Raw genomic sequence first — 15,427 nt, forward strand, 5'->3', positions numbered from 1 at the left:
GGTGAACCGGACTGTCTAAAGACTGAAACGGAGTTCATCAGAAAAGATGACCGAGAAGGCTCCCCGAGTGCCGGTCGCAATGCGGCTGAGGAATAATTTTCTCGCCGGCCTTATCATCTGTGCACCGATCGCGATCACCATCTGGCTGACCTGGACCTTCATCCACTGGTCTGACAGCTGGGTGCGGCCCTATATCCCGGCGCGCTGGAATCCGGAAAGCTACATAAATTTCGCCATTCCCGGCTTCGGTCTGTTGACCGCGGTGATTATCATCACGATCGTTGGCTTCCTCGGCAAGAACCTCATCGGTCAGAGCATCGTCCGCTTCGGCGAATCTATCGTTCAACGCATGCCGCTGGTGCGCACTATCTACAGAAGCGTGAAGCAGATCTTCGAAACGGTGCTGAAGGAACAGTCGAATTCCTTCAAGAAGGTCGGCCTGATCGAATATCCTGGCCCAGGCCTTTGGGCGCTCGTTTTCATCGCCACCGATGCCAAGGGCGAGATTGGCTCGAAGTTCAATGCGATGGGTGAGGATATGGTCGCGGTCTTCCTGCCGCCGACACCGGTGCCGACGGCGGGCTTCCTCGTCTTCGTGCCGCGCGAGAAGATCGTTATGCTCGACATGAACCCGGAGGATGCCGCCAAATTCCTGATTTCAGGCGGCCTCGTCGCCCCGGAACATTTGCCGGTCGTCCGTCCCAAGCCGAAAGCGATATCCAAGGTCGACTAACCGGCTCTGAGAAACCGGATCGCTTCGTCTCGACGGAAGAGATAGAGCAGGGTGCGCACTGCCTCGCCGCGTTCGCTCGTCAATTCCGGATCGCGCTCGATCAGATAGGCCGCGTCCTTGCGGGCGATCTCCAGGAGGTCGGCATGCGCCTCGAGACTGGCGATACGAAAGCCCGGCGTACCTGACTGACGTGTCCCGAGAACTTCGCCTTCGCCGCGCAGCTTCAGATCCTCTTCCGCAATCCGGAAGCCGTCTTCCGTTTCGCGCATGATGGAGAGCCGCGCATGGCCCGTTTCACCGAGAGGCCCCTTATAGAGCAGGATGCAGGTCGAGGCCTCGTCGCCTCGTCCGACACGCCCGCGAAGCTGGTGGAGCTGTGCCAGCCCGAAGCGCTCGGCATGTTCGATCACCATGATCGTCGCATCCGGCACGTCGACCCCGACTTCGACGACGGTGGTCGCCACCAGCAGCCGCAATTCGCCGCTCTTGAAGGCGAGCATCACGGCATCCTTCTCTGGTCCGCTCATGCGCCCGTGAATGAGGCCAATGCCTGGACCGAGCGCAGAGACCAGCGTCGCGTGCCGCTCCTCCGCCGACATCAGATCCAGCTCTTCGGATTCCTCGACCAACGGGCAGATCCAGTAGGCCTTCTTGCCTTCCATCAGCGCGCTCTTCAGGCGGCCAACGATCTCGCCGGTCCGCTCGGTCGGAACGGTGATCGTCTGGATCGGCTTGCGGCCAGCCGGCTTCTCCGTCAGCTTCGAGACGTCCATGTCGCCGAAGGCTGCCAGCACCAGCGTGCGTGGGATCGGCGTTGCCGTCATGACCAACATATGCGGCGAGATGCCCTTTGCCGTTAGCCGCAGGCGCTGGTGCACGCCGAAACGATGCTGCTCGTCGACGACGGCCAGCATCAGGTTCTTGTAATTGACGCTGTCCTGGAAGAGAGCGTGCGTGCCGATGACGATCTGCGCTTCGCCCGATGCAATACGCTCGAGAATATCTTCGCGCTCGCGACCCTTGGTACGGCCCGTCAGCACTTCGACGCCAAGACCGGCGGCACCCGCAAATTTCGAGATCGTCGCATGATGCTGGCGGGCGAGAATTTCCGTCGGCGCCATCAGCACGGCTTGTCCGCCACTCTCGATGACGGCAGCCATCGACAACAACGCGACCAGCGTCTTGCCGGAGCCGACATCGCCTTGCAGCAGCCGCAGCATGCGCTCCGTGCCGGCCATATCCTTCAGGACGTCGGCAACTGCTTCTGTCTGGCTGCGCGTTGGCGAAAAGGGAAGGTTTTGCAATATTTTATCGCTGATTTCTCCAGTGGAATATACGGGTTGCCCGGCCACTTTGCGCAGCCTCTGGCGCACCAGCGTCAGCGACAGCTGACCGGCCAGGAACTCGTCATAGGCAAGCCTCCGGCGGGCAGGGGCTTGCGGATCGATGTCGGATGGATCCCGCGGCTCGTGGAGCATATGAAAGCTGTCGCGGATCGATGGCAGACCTTGCTTCTGCGCCAGCGAAAGATCGATCCATTCCGGCAGTTCCGGCATGCGGGGTAGGGCCGCGTCGATGATCTTGCGTAGCGTCTTCGGCGAAAGCCCCGCCGTCAGCGGATAGATCGGCTCGACCAGCGGCAGGTTCTCGGCATCGCTCGCCTTGACGATATAGTCGGGGTGGACCATGGAGGCGCGGCCGTTGAACCAATCGACCTTGCCACTGACGGTTACCTCCTCGTCTATCGGCAGCTGTTTTTCCAGCCACGCCGCCTGTCCGCGGAAGAAAACGAGCGAAAGCTCGCCAGTCTCATCGTGCAGGAAGACGCGGTAGGGAATATTGCTCTTGCCGCGTGGCGGCGCCTGATGTCGGTCCACACGGGCGGTGATCGTCACGATAGCGCCCTGCGGCGCACGGGCTATCCCCGGCTGGTTGCGTCGGTCGATCAGTGAATAGGGCGCATGGAACAGGAGGTCGATGACCCGGCAATCGTCAGGCGTCTCTCGTCCGAGCAGCTTGACGAAGAGCTCCGAGATCTTCGGGCCGACGCCAGGAAGGCCCGAAACGGGAGAAAACAGCGGATCGAGAATGGCGGGGCGCATGGGCGCCAAAATGCGATGAACAATAGGGCCTTGGCAAGGCTGACAAGCCGCTTTCGAGGGTCTATAGAGGCGCATCAACAAAGAAGGTGAATGCCATGACAGGTGTAACGCTCACGAGCGCCGGTCTTGACCCGCGCCGCCGCCGGATTCTTTTCCGTTGCTGGCACCGCGGTATCAGAGAGATGGATCTTGTCTTCGGCCAGTTCGCTGAAAACGAACTCCCCACCATGAGCGAAGCCGAGCTTGACGAGTTCGAGACGATCATGGCCGAGGAGGACAATGACCTCGTGCGCTGGATCATGGGAACCTGGCCGACGCCCGAGCATTTAAAGACACCCATGTTTGCCCGCATCGCTGCCTATAAGCCCGATTTTGACACGCCCCGGATGCCTGAATGATCCCTGGTTTTGACGCCAAGAAGCTTGCAGCCGCCGCCGAGCCGCTGACGATCGGCAACGTGCCTGCCGGCATGGAACCGCTGCTGCTTGCCGAGCTCGCCCGCAACGGCGAACCCGTTGCCTATGTTCTGTCGGACGGTCATCGTATGACTGATCTGGAGCAGATGCTGGGCTTCGTCGCGCCCGATATTCCGGTCCTGACACTGCCCGCCTGGGACTGTCTTCCCTATGACCGTGTGTCGCCAAGCGCCGATACCTCGGCACGCCGTCTGGCCGCGCTCTCGGGCTTGATCGCCCACCGCAAGAAGCCGCATGCGGCAATCGTGCTGGTGACGGCCAATGCCATGCTGCAGAAGGTGGCGCCGCAGGATATCATCGAAAGCCTGACCTTCTCGGCGCGCCCAGGCAATCAGGTGCGCATGGAGGATATTGCCGGCCGGCTGGAGCGCAACGGCTTCGAGCGCGTGGCGACCGTGCGCGAGGTCGGCGAATATGCCGTGCGCGGCGGCATCCTCGATGTCTTCGTGCCCGGGTCGGAAGAGCCCGTCCGCCTCGATTTCTTCGGCGACACGCTGGAATCGATCCGCAGCTTCGATCCGGCAAGCCAGCGCACGATCGGGCAGGTCCGCTCCCTCGATCTCAACCCGATGAGCGAGGTGACGCTGACGCCGGATACGATCAGCCGTTTCCGCAAGAACTACCTTTCCACCTTCGGTGCCGCTACGCGCGACGATGCGCTCTACCTCGCCGTCTCCGAAGGTCGCCGCTATCCCGGCATGGAGCACTGGCTTCCGCTGTTCTACGAGAAGCTGGAGACGGTGTTCGATTACCTCTCCGGCTTCCGCATCGTCACCGATCATACGGTTCGCGAGGCGGCCGAAGAGCGTTCCAAGCTCGTCTACGACTATTACGATGCGCGCCTGAATTCCGGCCAGCCGGGCAAGGGCCAGATGGCGCAGGGCACGCCCTATAAGCCGGTCTCGCCCGGTCAGCTCTATCTCGACAGCAAGACCTTCGCGCGCACGCTCGATGCGATCAACGCTATCAGAGTGTCGCCTTTCAACGAACACGAGGGCGAAGCACGCCGCGTCGTCAATCTCGATGCACGCCAGGGGCCGCGATGGGCGCGCTCCAATGCCGAAGGCGGCGGCGATGCCGAGCGCGTCAACGTCTTCGACGTCGTTGTCAAACATATTGCCGACAAGCGCGCCAGCGGCGCGAAGGTCGTCATCACCGCCTGGACCGAGGGGTCGCTCGAGCGTCTGCTGCAAGTGCTGAACGAACACGGCCTTGAGCGGGTCAAGCCGATCACCGCGCTGAAGGATCTCGGCGGCTTGGCAAAGGGTGAGGCGGCAGCGGCTGTATTCAGCCTCGAATCCGGTTTCGAAACCGGCGATCTCATCGTCATCGGCGAGCAGGATATTCTCGGCGACCGTATGGTGCGCCGCTCCCGCCGCAGGAAGCGTGCGGCAGACTTCATCTCCGAAGTCGCCGGCCTTGATGAAGGATCGATCGTCGTCCACGCCGAACACGGCATCGGCCGTTTCGTCGGCCTTCGCACCATCGAGGCGGCCGGTGCGCCGCATGCCTGCCTCGAGCTGCAATATGCAGATGATGCCAAGCTTTTCCTGCCGGTCGAAAATATCGATCTTCTATCGCGCTTTGGCGGTGAGGGCACGGAAGTACAGCTCGACAAGCTCGGCGGTGGCGCATGGCAGATGCGCAAGGCCAAGCTGAAAAAGCGGCTGCTGGATATGGCCGATGCGCTGATCCGCATCGCCGCCGAGCGCCTGACGCGCCACGCGCCCGTGCTGACGACGCCGGAAGGGCTCTACGACGAATTCGCCGCCCGTTTCCCCTATGACGAAACGGAAGATCAGGACAACGCCATCGAAGCCGTGCGCGGAGATCTCGGCGCCGGCCGCCCGATGGATCGCTTGGTCTGCGGCGACGTCGGCTTCGGCAAGACCGAGGTCGCACTGCGCGCCGCCTTCGTCGCTGCCATGAACGGCGTGCAGGTCGCCGTCGTCGTGCCGACGACGCTGCTCTCCCGCCAGCATTTCAAGACTTTCTCCGAGCGCTTCCGTGGTCTGCCGATCCGCATCCAGCAGGCCTCGCGCCTCGTCGGCTCCAAGGAGCTGGCGCTCACCAAGAAGGAAGTCGCCGACGGCAAGACTGACATCGTCGTCGGCACCCACGCGCTGCTCGGCGCCGGCATCAACTTTGCCAATCTCGGCCTGTTGATCATCGACGAAGAGCAGCATTTCGGCGTCAAGCACAAGGAACGCCTGAAGGAGTTGAAGAGCGACGTGCATGTGCTGACGCTCTCGGCAACGCCGATCCCGCGCACGCTGCAGCTTGCCATGACCGGGGTGCGCGAACTCTCGCTGATCACCACGCCGCCGGTCGACCGCATGGCGGTGCGCACCTTCATTTCGCCCTTCGACAGCCTCGTCATCCGCGAGACGCTGATGCGCGAGCACTATCGCGGCGGTCAGAGCTTCTATGTCTGCCCGCGCTTAGCCGATCTGGAAGACGTCCACGCCTTCCTGCAGTCCGACGTGCCGGAGCTGAAGGTTGCTGTCGCCCATGGCCAGATGCCGGCCGGCGAACTGGAGGACATCATGAATGCCTTCTATGAAGGCCGTTACGATGTGCTGCTCTCGACCACCATCGTCGAATCCGGCCTCGATGTGCCGACGGCGAACACGCTGATCGTCCATCGCGCCGATATGTTCGGCCTCGCGCAGCTCTACCAGCTGCGCGGCCGTGTCGGCCGTTCGAAGGTGCGCGCCTTCGCGCTCTTCACGCTGCCGGTCAACAAGGTGCTGACGGCAACTGCCGAGCGCCGCCTCAAGGTGCTGCAGTCGCTGGACACACTCGGCGCCGGCTTCCAGCTCGCAAGCCACGACCTCGATATACGCGGTGCGGGCAACCTGCTCGGCGAGGAACAGTCCGGCCACATCAAGGAAGTCGGCTTCGAGCTGTATCAGCAGATGCTGGAAGAGGCAGTCGCCGAGGTGAAGGGCGTCGACGAGATCCAGGATACCGGCTGGTCGCCGCAGATATCCGTCGGCACGACCGTGATGATCCCGGAAGGCTACGTACCCGACCTGCACCTGCGGATGGCGCTCTACCGCCGCCTCGGCGAACTTACCGATCTCAAGGAGATCGATGGCTTCGGTGCCGAGATGATCGATCGCTTCGGCCCGATGCCGGTGGAGGTCCAGCACCTGCTGAAGATCGTCTACATCAAGTCGCTCTGCCGCTCGGCCAATGTCGAGAAACTCGATGCCGGCCCCAAGGGCGTCGTCGTGCAGTTCCGCAACAAGGAATTCCCCAACCCCGCCAATCTCGTCGGTTATATTGGCAAGCAGGGCGCGATGGCGAAGATCCGCCCTGACCACAGCCTCTTCCTGACCCGCGACCTGCCGACTCCGGAAAAGCGTCTGCAAGGTGCAGCCGTTATCATGACGCAGCTTGCGGAACTCGCGAAAAGCTAAGGGCAGCCCGACGAAAACCGGACTGCCCTCCAACTGCGTTTTCAGTTTGTCGATCCTGACGCGCGTCAGTTCATCCCGGCACGTGCTTCGGCCTTAGCTGCGGCAATTTCCCTGAGAGCGCCCGCCAGCACATCAGGTGTCTGTGCGCCGCTGACGGCATATTGCTGGTCGAAGATGAAGAACGGCACCCCGTTGACACCCATGCGCTGCGCTGCGTCGATTTCCGAGAGAATGACGCTGCTATCGGCGTCCGAAGCGAGCAGGGCGGCAATGACCGAGCGCTGCAGACCTGACTTCTCGGCAATATCGAGCAGCACCTCATGATCGCCGACATTGCGGCCCTCCTCGAAATTGGCCTTGAACAGCGCCGAGACGACTGCCTCCTGCTTCTGCCGGTCCTCGACACCAGCCCAGTGGATCAGGCGGTGCGCATCGAGCGTATTCGGCCCGATCTTGATGGCCTCGAAATTGAATTTGATGCCGACTTCGCGGCCATAGCCGGTCAGCATCCTGTGCGCCTCAGCCACGCGTTCGGCGCCACCGAGTTTCTGCTCCAGCATCTTTTTCTGGTCGACACCTTCGGGCGGATAGTCCGGGTTGAGGCGGTAGGGGCGCCAGTTGATATCGACGCCGATTTCATCCTGCACCTCGGCGATCGCCAACTCCAGCCGCGCCTTGCCGAGATAGCACCAGGGGCAGACGACATCAGAGACAACGTCGATGGTGATGCGTTCCATTGTGATTCCTTATTCTGCCATCCCTCAATGACGGTTGGCTCAATCGCATAGAAGATGTTTTCGACGATCTTTAGAGGAAGGTCGAGGCAAGAGAAAGGAAATAGAACGACGCGCCTGATGATGTGATTATTGCGCGCTCGTATCCCACCATGTCTGCAACTGATAGCCATAGAGCGGCACCACATCCGGGTGACCGATGCGCTTGTTGCGCGCAACCCACTGCTGATCGATGTGGTAGAGGGGTAGCACATAGTGGTTGGAGAGCAGCAGCCGGTCATAGGAGCGGACGGACGCCGTAAAATCCTCTGTCGAGCGCGAGCGCAGCAGATGATCGATCAGCGTATCGAGATTGGGATCGTCGGCCCCGGCGAAACTGTCCGTCCCTTCACGCGTGCGTGCAGCGGACGACCAGCGGCCGAGCTGCTCGTTGCCGGGTGAGAGCGATGAAGTGTAGGCCTTCATGATCATGTCATAGTCGAAGCTGTTCGTGCGGCTCTGATACTGCGAATCGTCGACGGTGCGGATCGACGCGGCGACACCGATCGTCTGCAGCGATCGCTGGTAGGCGACGGCGAGCTTCTCCTGGTCAGCATTCTGGGTCATGATCTCGAAGGCGAGCTGCTTGCCGCTCTGATCGGCCATCTTGCCGCCCTGGATCGTGTAGCCTCCCTGTTTCAGGAGGTCGACGGCCTGCTTCAGCACGTTGCGGTCGCGTCCCGAGCCATCGGTCACCGGCAGCTTATAGCTGCCGTCAAGAATGGCGGCGTCGATCTGGTCCTTGATCGGTCCGAGCAGCGCCAGCTCACGTGCATCCGCCGGTACCCCGAAACTCGAGAGATCGGAATTCTGCCAGAAGCTTTGCGTGCGCTTGTAAGCGCCGGAATAGAGATTCTTGTTGGCCCATTCGAAATCGAAGACCAGCGACAGGCCCTCGCGCACTTTGATATCGCTAAAGACCGGCCGCCGCGTATTGAAGACGAAGCCGAGCATACCGCTCGGCAGTTTCGGCTTGAACACATCCTTCACGACCGCGCCCGACGTTGCGGCCGGGAAATCATAGGCATTGGCCCAATGCCCCGGATTGCCTTCCAGATAGATATCGACGTCGCCTTTCTTGAAGGCCTCGAAAAGCGTCGTATCCTGCAAGAAATACTGCACGGTGAGCTGGTCGTAATTGTCCATTCCGACCTTGGCCGGAATGTCCTTGCCCCAGTAATTCGGGTCGCGCTCATAGGTGATGCTTTCGCCCGGCTTCAGGCTCTTGATCTTGTAGGGACCGGATCCAACAGGTGGCGTGAGCGAGCTGCGGTCGAAGCTATCGGGGTCGATCGCGTGTTTTGGCAGGATGGGAAACAGGCCGAAGATCATCGGCGTCTCGCGGTCTGCCTTCTCATTGAAGGTGAAGCGTACGCTGTGGTCGCCAATCTTCTCCATTTTTGAAACGAGATTGAGGCGGCTGGAGAAGGGCACGCGCCCTTTGTCGCGCAGGAGCTCGAAGGAAAAGATCACGTCTTCGGGCGTGACCGGCTGCCCGTCCGACCACCTGGCTTTCGGATTGAGGTTGAACTGGATGAAGGTGCGGTCTTCATCCCATTCCACCGTTTCCGCCAGCAGGCCGTAGAGCGTGAAGGGCTCGTCGCTCGAACGCTGCAGCATGGATTCGTAGATGAGGTTGCCGAATTGCGGATCCCACATGCCGCGCGCCGTCGTGCGCATGCTTTTCAGGATAAAGGGGTTTAAACTATCGAAAGTGCCGACCACGCCGTAGGTGATCTTCCCGCCCTTCTTCACGTCGGGATTGACGTAAGGGAAGTGCTTATAATCGGCAGGCAGCGCTGCCGAACCATGCATGGCGATACCATGCACGGGTTCCGCGGTGGCGGCACCGCAGGTAAGCATGAAAGCGGCGAGGAGGACGATCCGAAGCATTCTGAAATTCCTTGATGCGTGGCGACGGGCACGATTCGCCGGAAGGGTAGCATGGGAGCGCTCAATTCCAACCGGAGCCGCCGCTTTCTTTACCTATGTGCCAAAATGCCCGCGAAATTGCCAAAGAAATGCTGGATATCTTCAACGCTGCGATGTAACACGTGACCCGAAGTTTTGGGGTCATGCATTTGCCTTATTTTTTTAAGAGGTGGAGTGCCGAACGACCCGGTGGTTGGGGCGGCCGAACGTAGCCCCGAAACGGATATCAGGAGACGGAATTCGTTATGATGTTCAAGTCTGAAAAGAAAATGCGGGCAGCACTGTCCGTTATGGCAGTGATCTTCGGTGCTTCGGCTCCGGTCTCGTCCTTCGCACAGGACGCAGCCGCCCAGGCTCCGGCAGCGTCGGCTGACGCTCCCGCACAGGCCGTCGGCGCACCGCGCCTCGGCTGGTACAAGACCTGCAGCAAGCAGGAAGACAACGACATCTGCGTTGTTCAGAATCTGGTTCTCGCCAACGGCGGCCAGCTGGTGACGGCTGTCGGCCTGATCTCGGTTTCAGGCAAGATCAACCGCAAGATCCTTCAGGTTTCGGTTCCGGCCGCACGCCTGATCCCTCCGGGCATCAGCATGCAGATCGATGGTGGCAAGGGCCAGAAGCTCGATTACGCCGTCTGCCTGCCGGACAAGTGCACCGCTGAAATTCCGCTGACGGACGCCATGATCGCAAGCCTCAAGAAGGGCAGCGACGTGGTCTTCACCTCGATCAACTTCCGCCGTGCTGCGAACCCGATCAAGGTTTCGCTCGAAGGCTTCACCGGCGCCTATGACGGTGAACCGGTTTCCGAATCGAAGCTCGCCGAAAGCCAGCGCAGCCTGCAGGACAGCATGCAGAAGAAGGCTGAAGAAGCCCGCAAGAAGCTGGAAGACGCCCAGAAGGCAGCAAAGGCCCAGTAATCGGGACTTTAACGAATTGACGAAAAGCCCGGCTTCAGGCCGGGTTTTTTGTTGCCAAAAGAAAGGCCCCGACATGCGGGGCCTTGTCATGGAGGTTATGTGATCCGACTTTAATGGGCGAAGCTCATCTTGGGTTTGAACTGGCCTGTCGGGCCGCGGTCGAAGATCTGTTCGACCTGCGGATTGCGAAGCGGTGTGTCGCTCTCGTCGCTCACCAGGTTCTGCTCGGAGACGTAGGCGACATATTCGCTGTCGTCGTTTTCGGCGAGCAGATGGTAGAACGGCTGGTCCTTGCTGGGGCGGACTTCCGCGGGAATGGAATTCCACCACTCTTCCGTATTCGCGAACTCCGGATCAACGTCGAAGATGACGCCGCGAAACGGAAAAACCTTGTGCCGGACCACTTCGCCTATACTGAACTTTGCAACTCTTTCTTTCATGGTACGACTTCCTTTCTCACCTGATTTGGTGATCGGTCCCCCGCAAATCAAGATTTTTACGGGATTTCGTCACATGATCGTCATGTCTGCCCATCGGCTTTCATGACCTCGGGGTCGAAAAAAGCCCCGGCGAACCGGGGCTTCCTGTCTTGTCTTATGCCGAGTAGTACATGTCGTATTCGACCGGATGCGGCGTCATTTCGAAGCGCATCACTTCGGCCATCTTCAGTTCGATGAACGCGTCGATCTGGTCGTCATCAAAGACGCCGCCGGCCGTCAGGAACTTGCGGTCCTTGTCGAGGCTTTCGAGCGCTTCGCGCAGAGAGCCGCAGACGGTCGGGATCTTCTTCAGTTCCTTCGGCGGCAGGTCGTAAAGATCCTTGTCCATGGCTTTGCCGGGATGGATCTTGTTCTTGATGCCGTCGAGGCCTGCCATCAGCATGGCAGCGAAGGCGAGGTAGGGGTTGGCAGTCGGATCCGGGAAGCGGACTTCGACGCGCTTTGCCTTCGGGTTGGAGCCGAACGGAATGCGGCAGGAGGCCGAGCGGTTGCGGGCGGAATAGGCGAGCAGTACCGGAGCTTCATAACCCGGGACGAGACGCTTGTAGGAGTTCGTCGACGGGTTGGTGAAGGCGTTGATCGCCTTGGCATGCTTGATGATGCCGCCGATATAGTAGAGGCAGGTTTCGGAAAGGCCTGCATATTCGTCGCCGGCAAAGGTCGGCTTGCCACCCTTCCAGATCGACTGGTGCACGTGCATACCAGAGCCGTTATCGCCGAAGATCGGCTTCGGCATGAAGGTTGCCGTCTTGCCATAGGCATTGGCGACCTGATGAACGACGTACTTGTAGATCTGCATCTTGTCGGCGTTGCGAACGAGCGTGTCGAACTTAATGCCGAGCTCGTGCTGGGCGGCAGCCACTTCGTGGTGGTGCTTTTCGACGACGACGCCCATTTCGGAGAGAACCGTCAGCATTTCCGAACGCATGTCCTGGGCGCTGTCGACGGGCGGAACCGGGAAGTAGCCGCCCTTGACGCGTGGGCGGTGGCCGAGGTTGCCGGTCTCATAGTCGGTGTCGTCGTTCGACGGCAGTTCGGTGGAGTCGAGCTTGAAGCCGGTATTATACGGATCAGCCTTGTACTTCACGTCGTCGAAGACGAAGAATTCGGCTTCCGGGCCGACGAAGATCGTGTCACCGATGCCGGATGCTTTCAGATAGGCTTCGGCCTTCTTGGCGGTGCCGCGCGGATCGCGGTTATAGGCTTCGCCGGAAACCGGGTCGAGGATGTCGCAGACAATGACCATGGTCGATTGGGCGAAGAACGGGTCCATATGCACCGTGTCCGTGTCGGGCATCAGCACCATGTCGGACTCGTTGATGGCCTTCCAGCCGCCGATCGAGGAACCGTCGAACATGACGCCGTCAGCGAACATGTCTTCATCGACGCAGGCTATGTCCATCGTAACGTGCTGCAGCTTGCCCTTGGGGTCGGTGAAGCGCAGGTCGACGAACTTTACATCGTTGTCCTTGATCTGCTTCAGGATTTCGCTTGCACTCGCCATAAGATGCTTCCTCTGTTTTGTGATGATGTTACGTTATGTGCGATGAGGATGGTCAAGCTTCGCCGAAGGCAAAGCCGGTCAGATGGCATCGATACCGGTTTCACCGGTTCGGATGCGAATGACCTCTTCGACGTTGGAAACGAAAATCTTTCCGTCGCCGATGCGCCCCGTCTGCGCGGCCTTGCGGATCGCGTCGATGACGGCCTCCGCGTTTTCATCTGCGAGCACGACCTCAACCTTCACCTTCGGCAGGAAATCGACGACATATTCTGCGCCGCGGTAGAGTTCGGTATGGCCCTTCTGGCGACCGAAGCCCTTCGCTTCCGTGACAGTGATACCCTGCAGACCGACTTCCTGAAGGGCTTCCTTCACCTCGTCCAGCTTGAAAGGCTTAATGATCGCTTCGATCTTTTTCATGAGAAAATGTCTCTCCGCTTCTCCCGTTACAGCAGGAACCTTCCCGCTCGCGGGATATGATGCAGATATCGTGCCAGTTTGAAATCCGTCTGACGCAAAAAATCGCGGAATTTTGTGCGTGCGACCTTGTTTGCCTGCGTTTCCGTGTCGTTTTGATGAAAAACGAGGTGAACAATAGTGCGTTTCGATCAAAAATGACGCGAAAATTGAAAAAATCCCTCGACTCATAAATTCTTATGGCTCGCGGCGGACGGGTCGAAAAATAGGCAAATGCACAATATTTGCTCTTTCGTTGTGATAATCATGCGGTTGTTTTTTAGGCGCTTTTTGAATTGAATAGGGGCATGAGCAAACGCCTCGCCGATCTTCTCCTGACACCTGTCGAAATGGCTGCGGCCGATGAGGCTGCAGCCGAATCCGGAATCGATTCCTATGGCCTGATGGAAAAGGCAGGTGCCGCGGTCGCCGCTGCAGCATTGCGTCTTTATCCCGGCGCACAACGTTTCGCGGTGTTCTGTGGCCCCGGCAACAATGGCGGTGACGGTTATGTCGTCGCCCGGCTTCTGCAGGAGAGTGGTGGACGGGTGGAGATCTTCCATCTTGGCGACCCGGAAAAGCTGACGGGCGATGCGGGCAGCGCTAGGGCAGCCTGTGCGCTGAAGGGGCAGGATATCGCGTGCTATGACCAGCAGATAGGTGATGTCATCATCGACGGCCTCTTCGGAGCCGGCCTCGCACGCGATGTGCCATCCGAGGTCGCCGATCTGATCCACAAGGTCGGCAAGGCAGGAACTCCCGTCATCGCCATCGATCTGCCATCTGGCCTGGACGGGCGCACCGGCGCCGTGCTCGGCGGCGCCTTCCGAGCGGCGCATACGGTGACCTTCATGACCCGCAAGCCCGGCCATCTGCTGATGCCTGGCAGGGAGCTTTGCGGCACGCTCGAGGTCTTCGACATCGGCATCCCCGGACGCATCATCAGGGCGCAGACGGATGGCCGTGTGGACGAGAATACACCTGCCGCATGGCGCGCTGTCATTCCGACCGGGCAGCTGGAGACCCACAAATATAAGCGTGGTCACCTTGTCGTATTTTCGGGTGAGGCGAGCAAGACGGGCGCCGCCCGCATGTCGGCCATGGCGGGGTTGAAGGCCGGGGCAGGGCTCGTTACCATCGCCGCGCCGACCGAAGCACTTTCCGCCAATAGCGCGCACCTGACAGCCGTCATGCTGCACGCCATTGATGATGCAGCAGCATTGGCAGGATGGCTGAAGGACACACGCCTTCAAACCTTCGTTCTCGGCCCCGGTTTCGGCATCGGAAAGAAGGCCCGCAAATTCGTATCCCTACTGCGCGACCGTCATCTCGTTCTCGACGCCGATGGCATCAGCTCCTTCAAGGACGATCCGCAGGCGCTTTTCGAGCTGTTCAAGGGAGTGCCGCGCCTCGTTCTCACGCCGCACGACGGCGAGTTTGCCCGCCTCTTTCCCGATATTGCCGCCGACGAGAAGGCGGGCAAGGTCGACAAGGCGCTCGCCGCTGCCAGCCGCGCCAATGCTGCTATCATCTATAAGGGGGCGGATACCGTTATCGCCTCGCCAGACGGCCGGGCGCTGATCAACACCAACGCACCGGTCTGGCTTGCTACCGCCGGCTCCGGCGATGTGCTGGCAGGCATTATCGGCGGTCTGCTCGCCCAGGGCCTGCCGGCCTTCGAGGCCGCGGCCGCTGCTGTCTGGCTGCATGGAGAGGCAGGCCATCGCGCCGGCAAGGGCCTGACAGCCGAAGACCTCGCCGCGCACGTCTTGCCCTACTGAATAATTACTTATCGACCCGCTTCTGCAGGGCGATCGCCCCGTGCGGCGCATTGACCTTGCCCTCGTGGATCATGAAGGCAAAGACGTCGCGCGGCTCGACCTTGACCTTCCTGTCCTTGTCGATCAGCGGCAAGTCGTCAGGCACTTTGCCCTCGGCCCAGATCTGCAGCCGCTTGGTCCAGTCCTTCAACTCCGGTTCCGGATAGCAGGTCGGGATATCGTCGGACCCTTTCTGCAGCCGCGTATAGACGAAATCCGCTGTCACATCGGCAATCATCGGATAGTCGAAATGCTCGGCGCAGACGGGTGCCACGCCATATTTTTCGAGGAGTGTAATGAATTCCGGCACCTTGAAGGAATCGTGCCTGACTTCCACGACATGGCGCAGCTTCAGCCCGTCCTGCTTTTCCGGCAGCAGCTTCAGGAACGCCTCGAAATCATCTGGTTCGAACCTCTTCGTTGGCGCAAACTGCCAGAGCAGCGGGCCGAGATGATCGCCGAGTTCGCTGATGCCGGACGAGAGGAACTTCTCCATCGATTCCGAGGCCTCGGCTAGCACACGGCGGTTCGTGGTGTAACGCGTCGCCTTCAGCGAAAAGATGAAGCCGTCAGGCACGTCGGCAGCCCATTTGGCGAAAACCGCCGGCTTCTGCGTGCTGTAATAGGTGCCATTGACCTCGATGACCTTTAGCTGGCGGCTGGCATAGTTCAGCTCGTCCTTCTGCTTGAGATCGGTGGGAAAGAAATGGCCGCGCCACGGCTCGAACGTCCAGCCGCCGATGCCTACGCGGATCGTGCCCGATTTGCTCATCTGTTCCTCCTCGCTTGCGA

Annotated in this window: 12 protein-coding genes; 5 read left to right on the forward strand and 7 right to left on the reverse strand. The window is 60.3% G+C overall.

The genetic code is table 11. The features are described 5' to 3' along the window. The first annotated feature begins 46 nt into the window (after positions 1–46). The gene (locus tag AB8B33_RS08130) at positions 47–733 is read left to right on the forward strand and encodes a DUF502 domain-containing protein (protein ID WP_113319907.1); all 687 of its coding nucleotides are present in this window, start codon (positions 47–49) and stop codon (positions 731–733) included. Here the strand turns inward: AB8B33_RS08130 and recG are convergent. Beyond that, a complete protein-coding gene (gene recG, locus AB8B33_RS08135) occupies positions 730–2,835 on the reverse strand; it encodes an ATP-dependent DNA helicase RecG (RefSeq protein WP_439014931.1) in 2,106 nt (701 codons plus the stop codon). The two genes, AB8B33_RS08130 and recG, sit on opposite strands and share 4 nt — an antisense overlap. Positions 2,836–2,930: 95 nt before the next feature. On the opposite strand from recG, the gene AB8B33_RS08140 reads away from it, so the two are divergent. Both AB8B33_RS08140 and mfd read left to right on the forward strand, forming a co-directional pair. After that, positions 2,931–3,233: a succinate dehydrogenase assembly factor 2 gene (locus tag AB8B33_RS08140; protein ID WP_007811944.1), complete on the forward strand. Its 303-nt coding sequence runs from the start codon at positions 2,931–2,933 to the stop codon at positions 3,231–3,233. Next, positions 3,230–6,736, forward strand: a complete 3,507-nt coding sequence (gene mfd / locus AB8B33_RS08145) for a transcription-repair coupling factor (protein WP_439014932.1) — start codon at positions 3,230–3,232, stop codon at positions 6,734–6,736. Before AB8B33_RS08140 ends, mfd begins: the two co-directional genes overlap by 4 nt. A 65-nt stretch (positions 6,737–6,801) precedes the next feature. On the opposite strand, the gene AB8B33_RS08150 is transcribed toward mfd, so the two are convergent. Then, positions 6,802–7,473 (reverse strand): DsbA family oxidoreductase, encoded by a 672-nt coding sequence (locus AB8B33_RS08150; protein ID WP_439014933.1) that lies wholly within the window; start codon positions 7,471–7,473, stop codon positions 6,802–6,804. A 126-nt stretch (positions 7,474–7,599) separates the two neighbouring features. After that, the gene (locus AB8B33_RS08155; RefSeq protein ID WP_439014934.1) at positions 7,600–9,402 is read right to left on the reverse strand and encodes an extracellular solute-binding protein; all 1,803 of its coding nucleotides are present in this window, start codon (positions 9,400–9,402) and stop codon (positions 7,600–7,602) included. Positions 9,403–9,686: 284 nt separating this feature from the next. Between AB8B33_RS08155 and AB8B33_RS08160 the strand changes: the two genes are divergently transcribed. Continuing rightward, positions 9,687–10,358, forward strand: a complete 672-nt coding sequence (locus AB8B33_RS08160; RefSeq protein WP_113319913.1) for an invasion associated locus B family protein — start codon at positions 9,687–9,689, stop codon at positions 10,356–10,358. 110 nt (positions 10,359–10,468) lie between these two features. Here the strand turns inward: AB8B33_RS08160 and hspQ are convergent, their stop codons facing one another. From hspQ to AB8B33_RS08175, 3 genes are all read right to left on the reverse strand, one after another. Next, positions 10,469–10,798 (reverse strand): heat shock protein HspQ, encoded by a 330-nt coding sequence (gene hspQ / locus AB8B33_RS08165; protein ID WP_007811955.1) that lies wholly within the window; start codon positions 10,796–10,798, stop codon positions 10,469–10,471. Between the two features lie 154 nt (positions 10,799–10,952). Further along, entirely contained in the window at positions 10,953–12,362 is a 1,410-nt protein-coding gene (glnA, locus tag AB8B33_RS08170) for a type I glutamate--ammonia ligase (RefSeq protein ID WP_007811957.1), read from the reverse strand. A gap of 78 nt (positions 12,363–12,440) precedes the next feature. Next, entirely contained in the window at positions 12,441–12,779 is a 339-nt protein-coding gene (locus AB8B33_RS08175; RefSeq protein ID WP_003539626.1) for a P-II family nitrogen regulator, read from the reverse strand. Positions 12,780–13,123: 344 nt separating this feature from the next. Between AB8B33_RS08175 and AB8B33_RS08180 the strand changes: the two genes are divergently transcribed. Then, positions 13,124–14,596, forward strand: coding sequence for an NAD(P)H-hydrate dehydratase (locus AB8B33_RS08180; protein WP_439014935.1), 1,473 nt, complete (start codon positions 13,124–13,126; stop codon positions 14,594–14,596). 4 nt (positions 14,597–14,600) lie between these two features. Here AB8B33_RS08180 and AB8B33_RS08185 read toward each other — a convergent pair whose 3' ends face one another. Further along, positions 14,601–15,407, reverse strand: a complete 807-nt coding sequence (locus tag AB8B33_RS08185) for a DUF72 domain-containing protein (RefSeq protein ID WP_439014936.1) — start codon at positions 15,405–15,407, stop codon at positions 14,601–14,603. Between the last annotated feature and the right edge of the window lie 20 nt (positions 15,408–15,427).

Source organism: Rhizobium sp. 768_B6_N1_8 (assembly GCF_051811225.1).
In the GTDB taxonomy this organism is placed as follows: domain Bacteria; phylum Pseudomonadota; class Alphaproteobacteria; order Rhizobiales; family Rhizobiaceae; genus Rhizobium.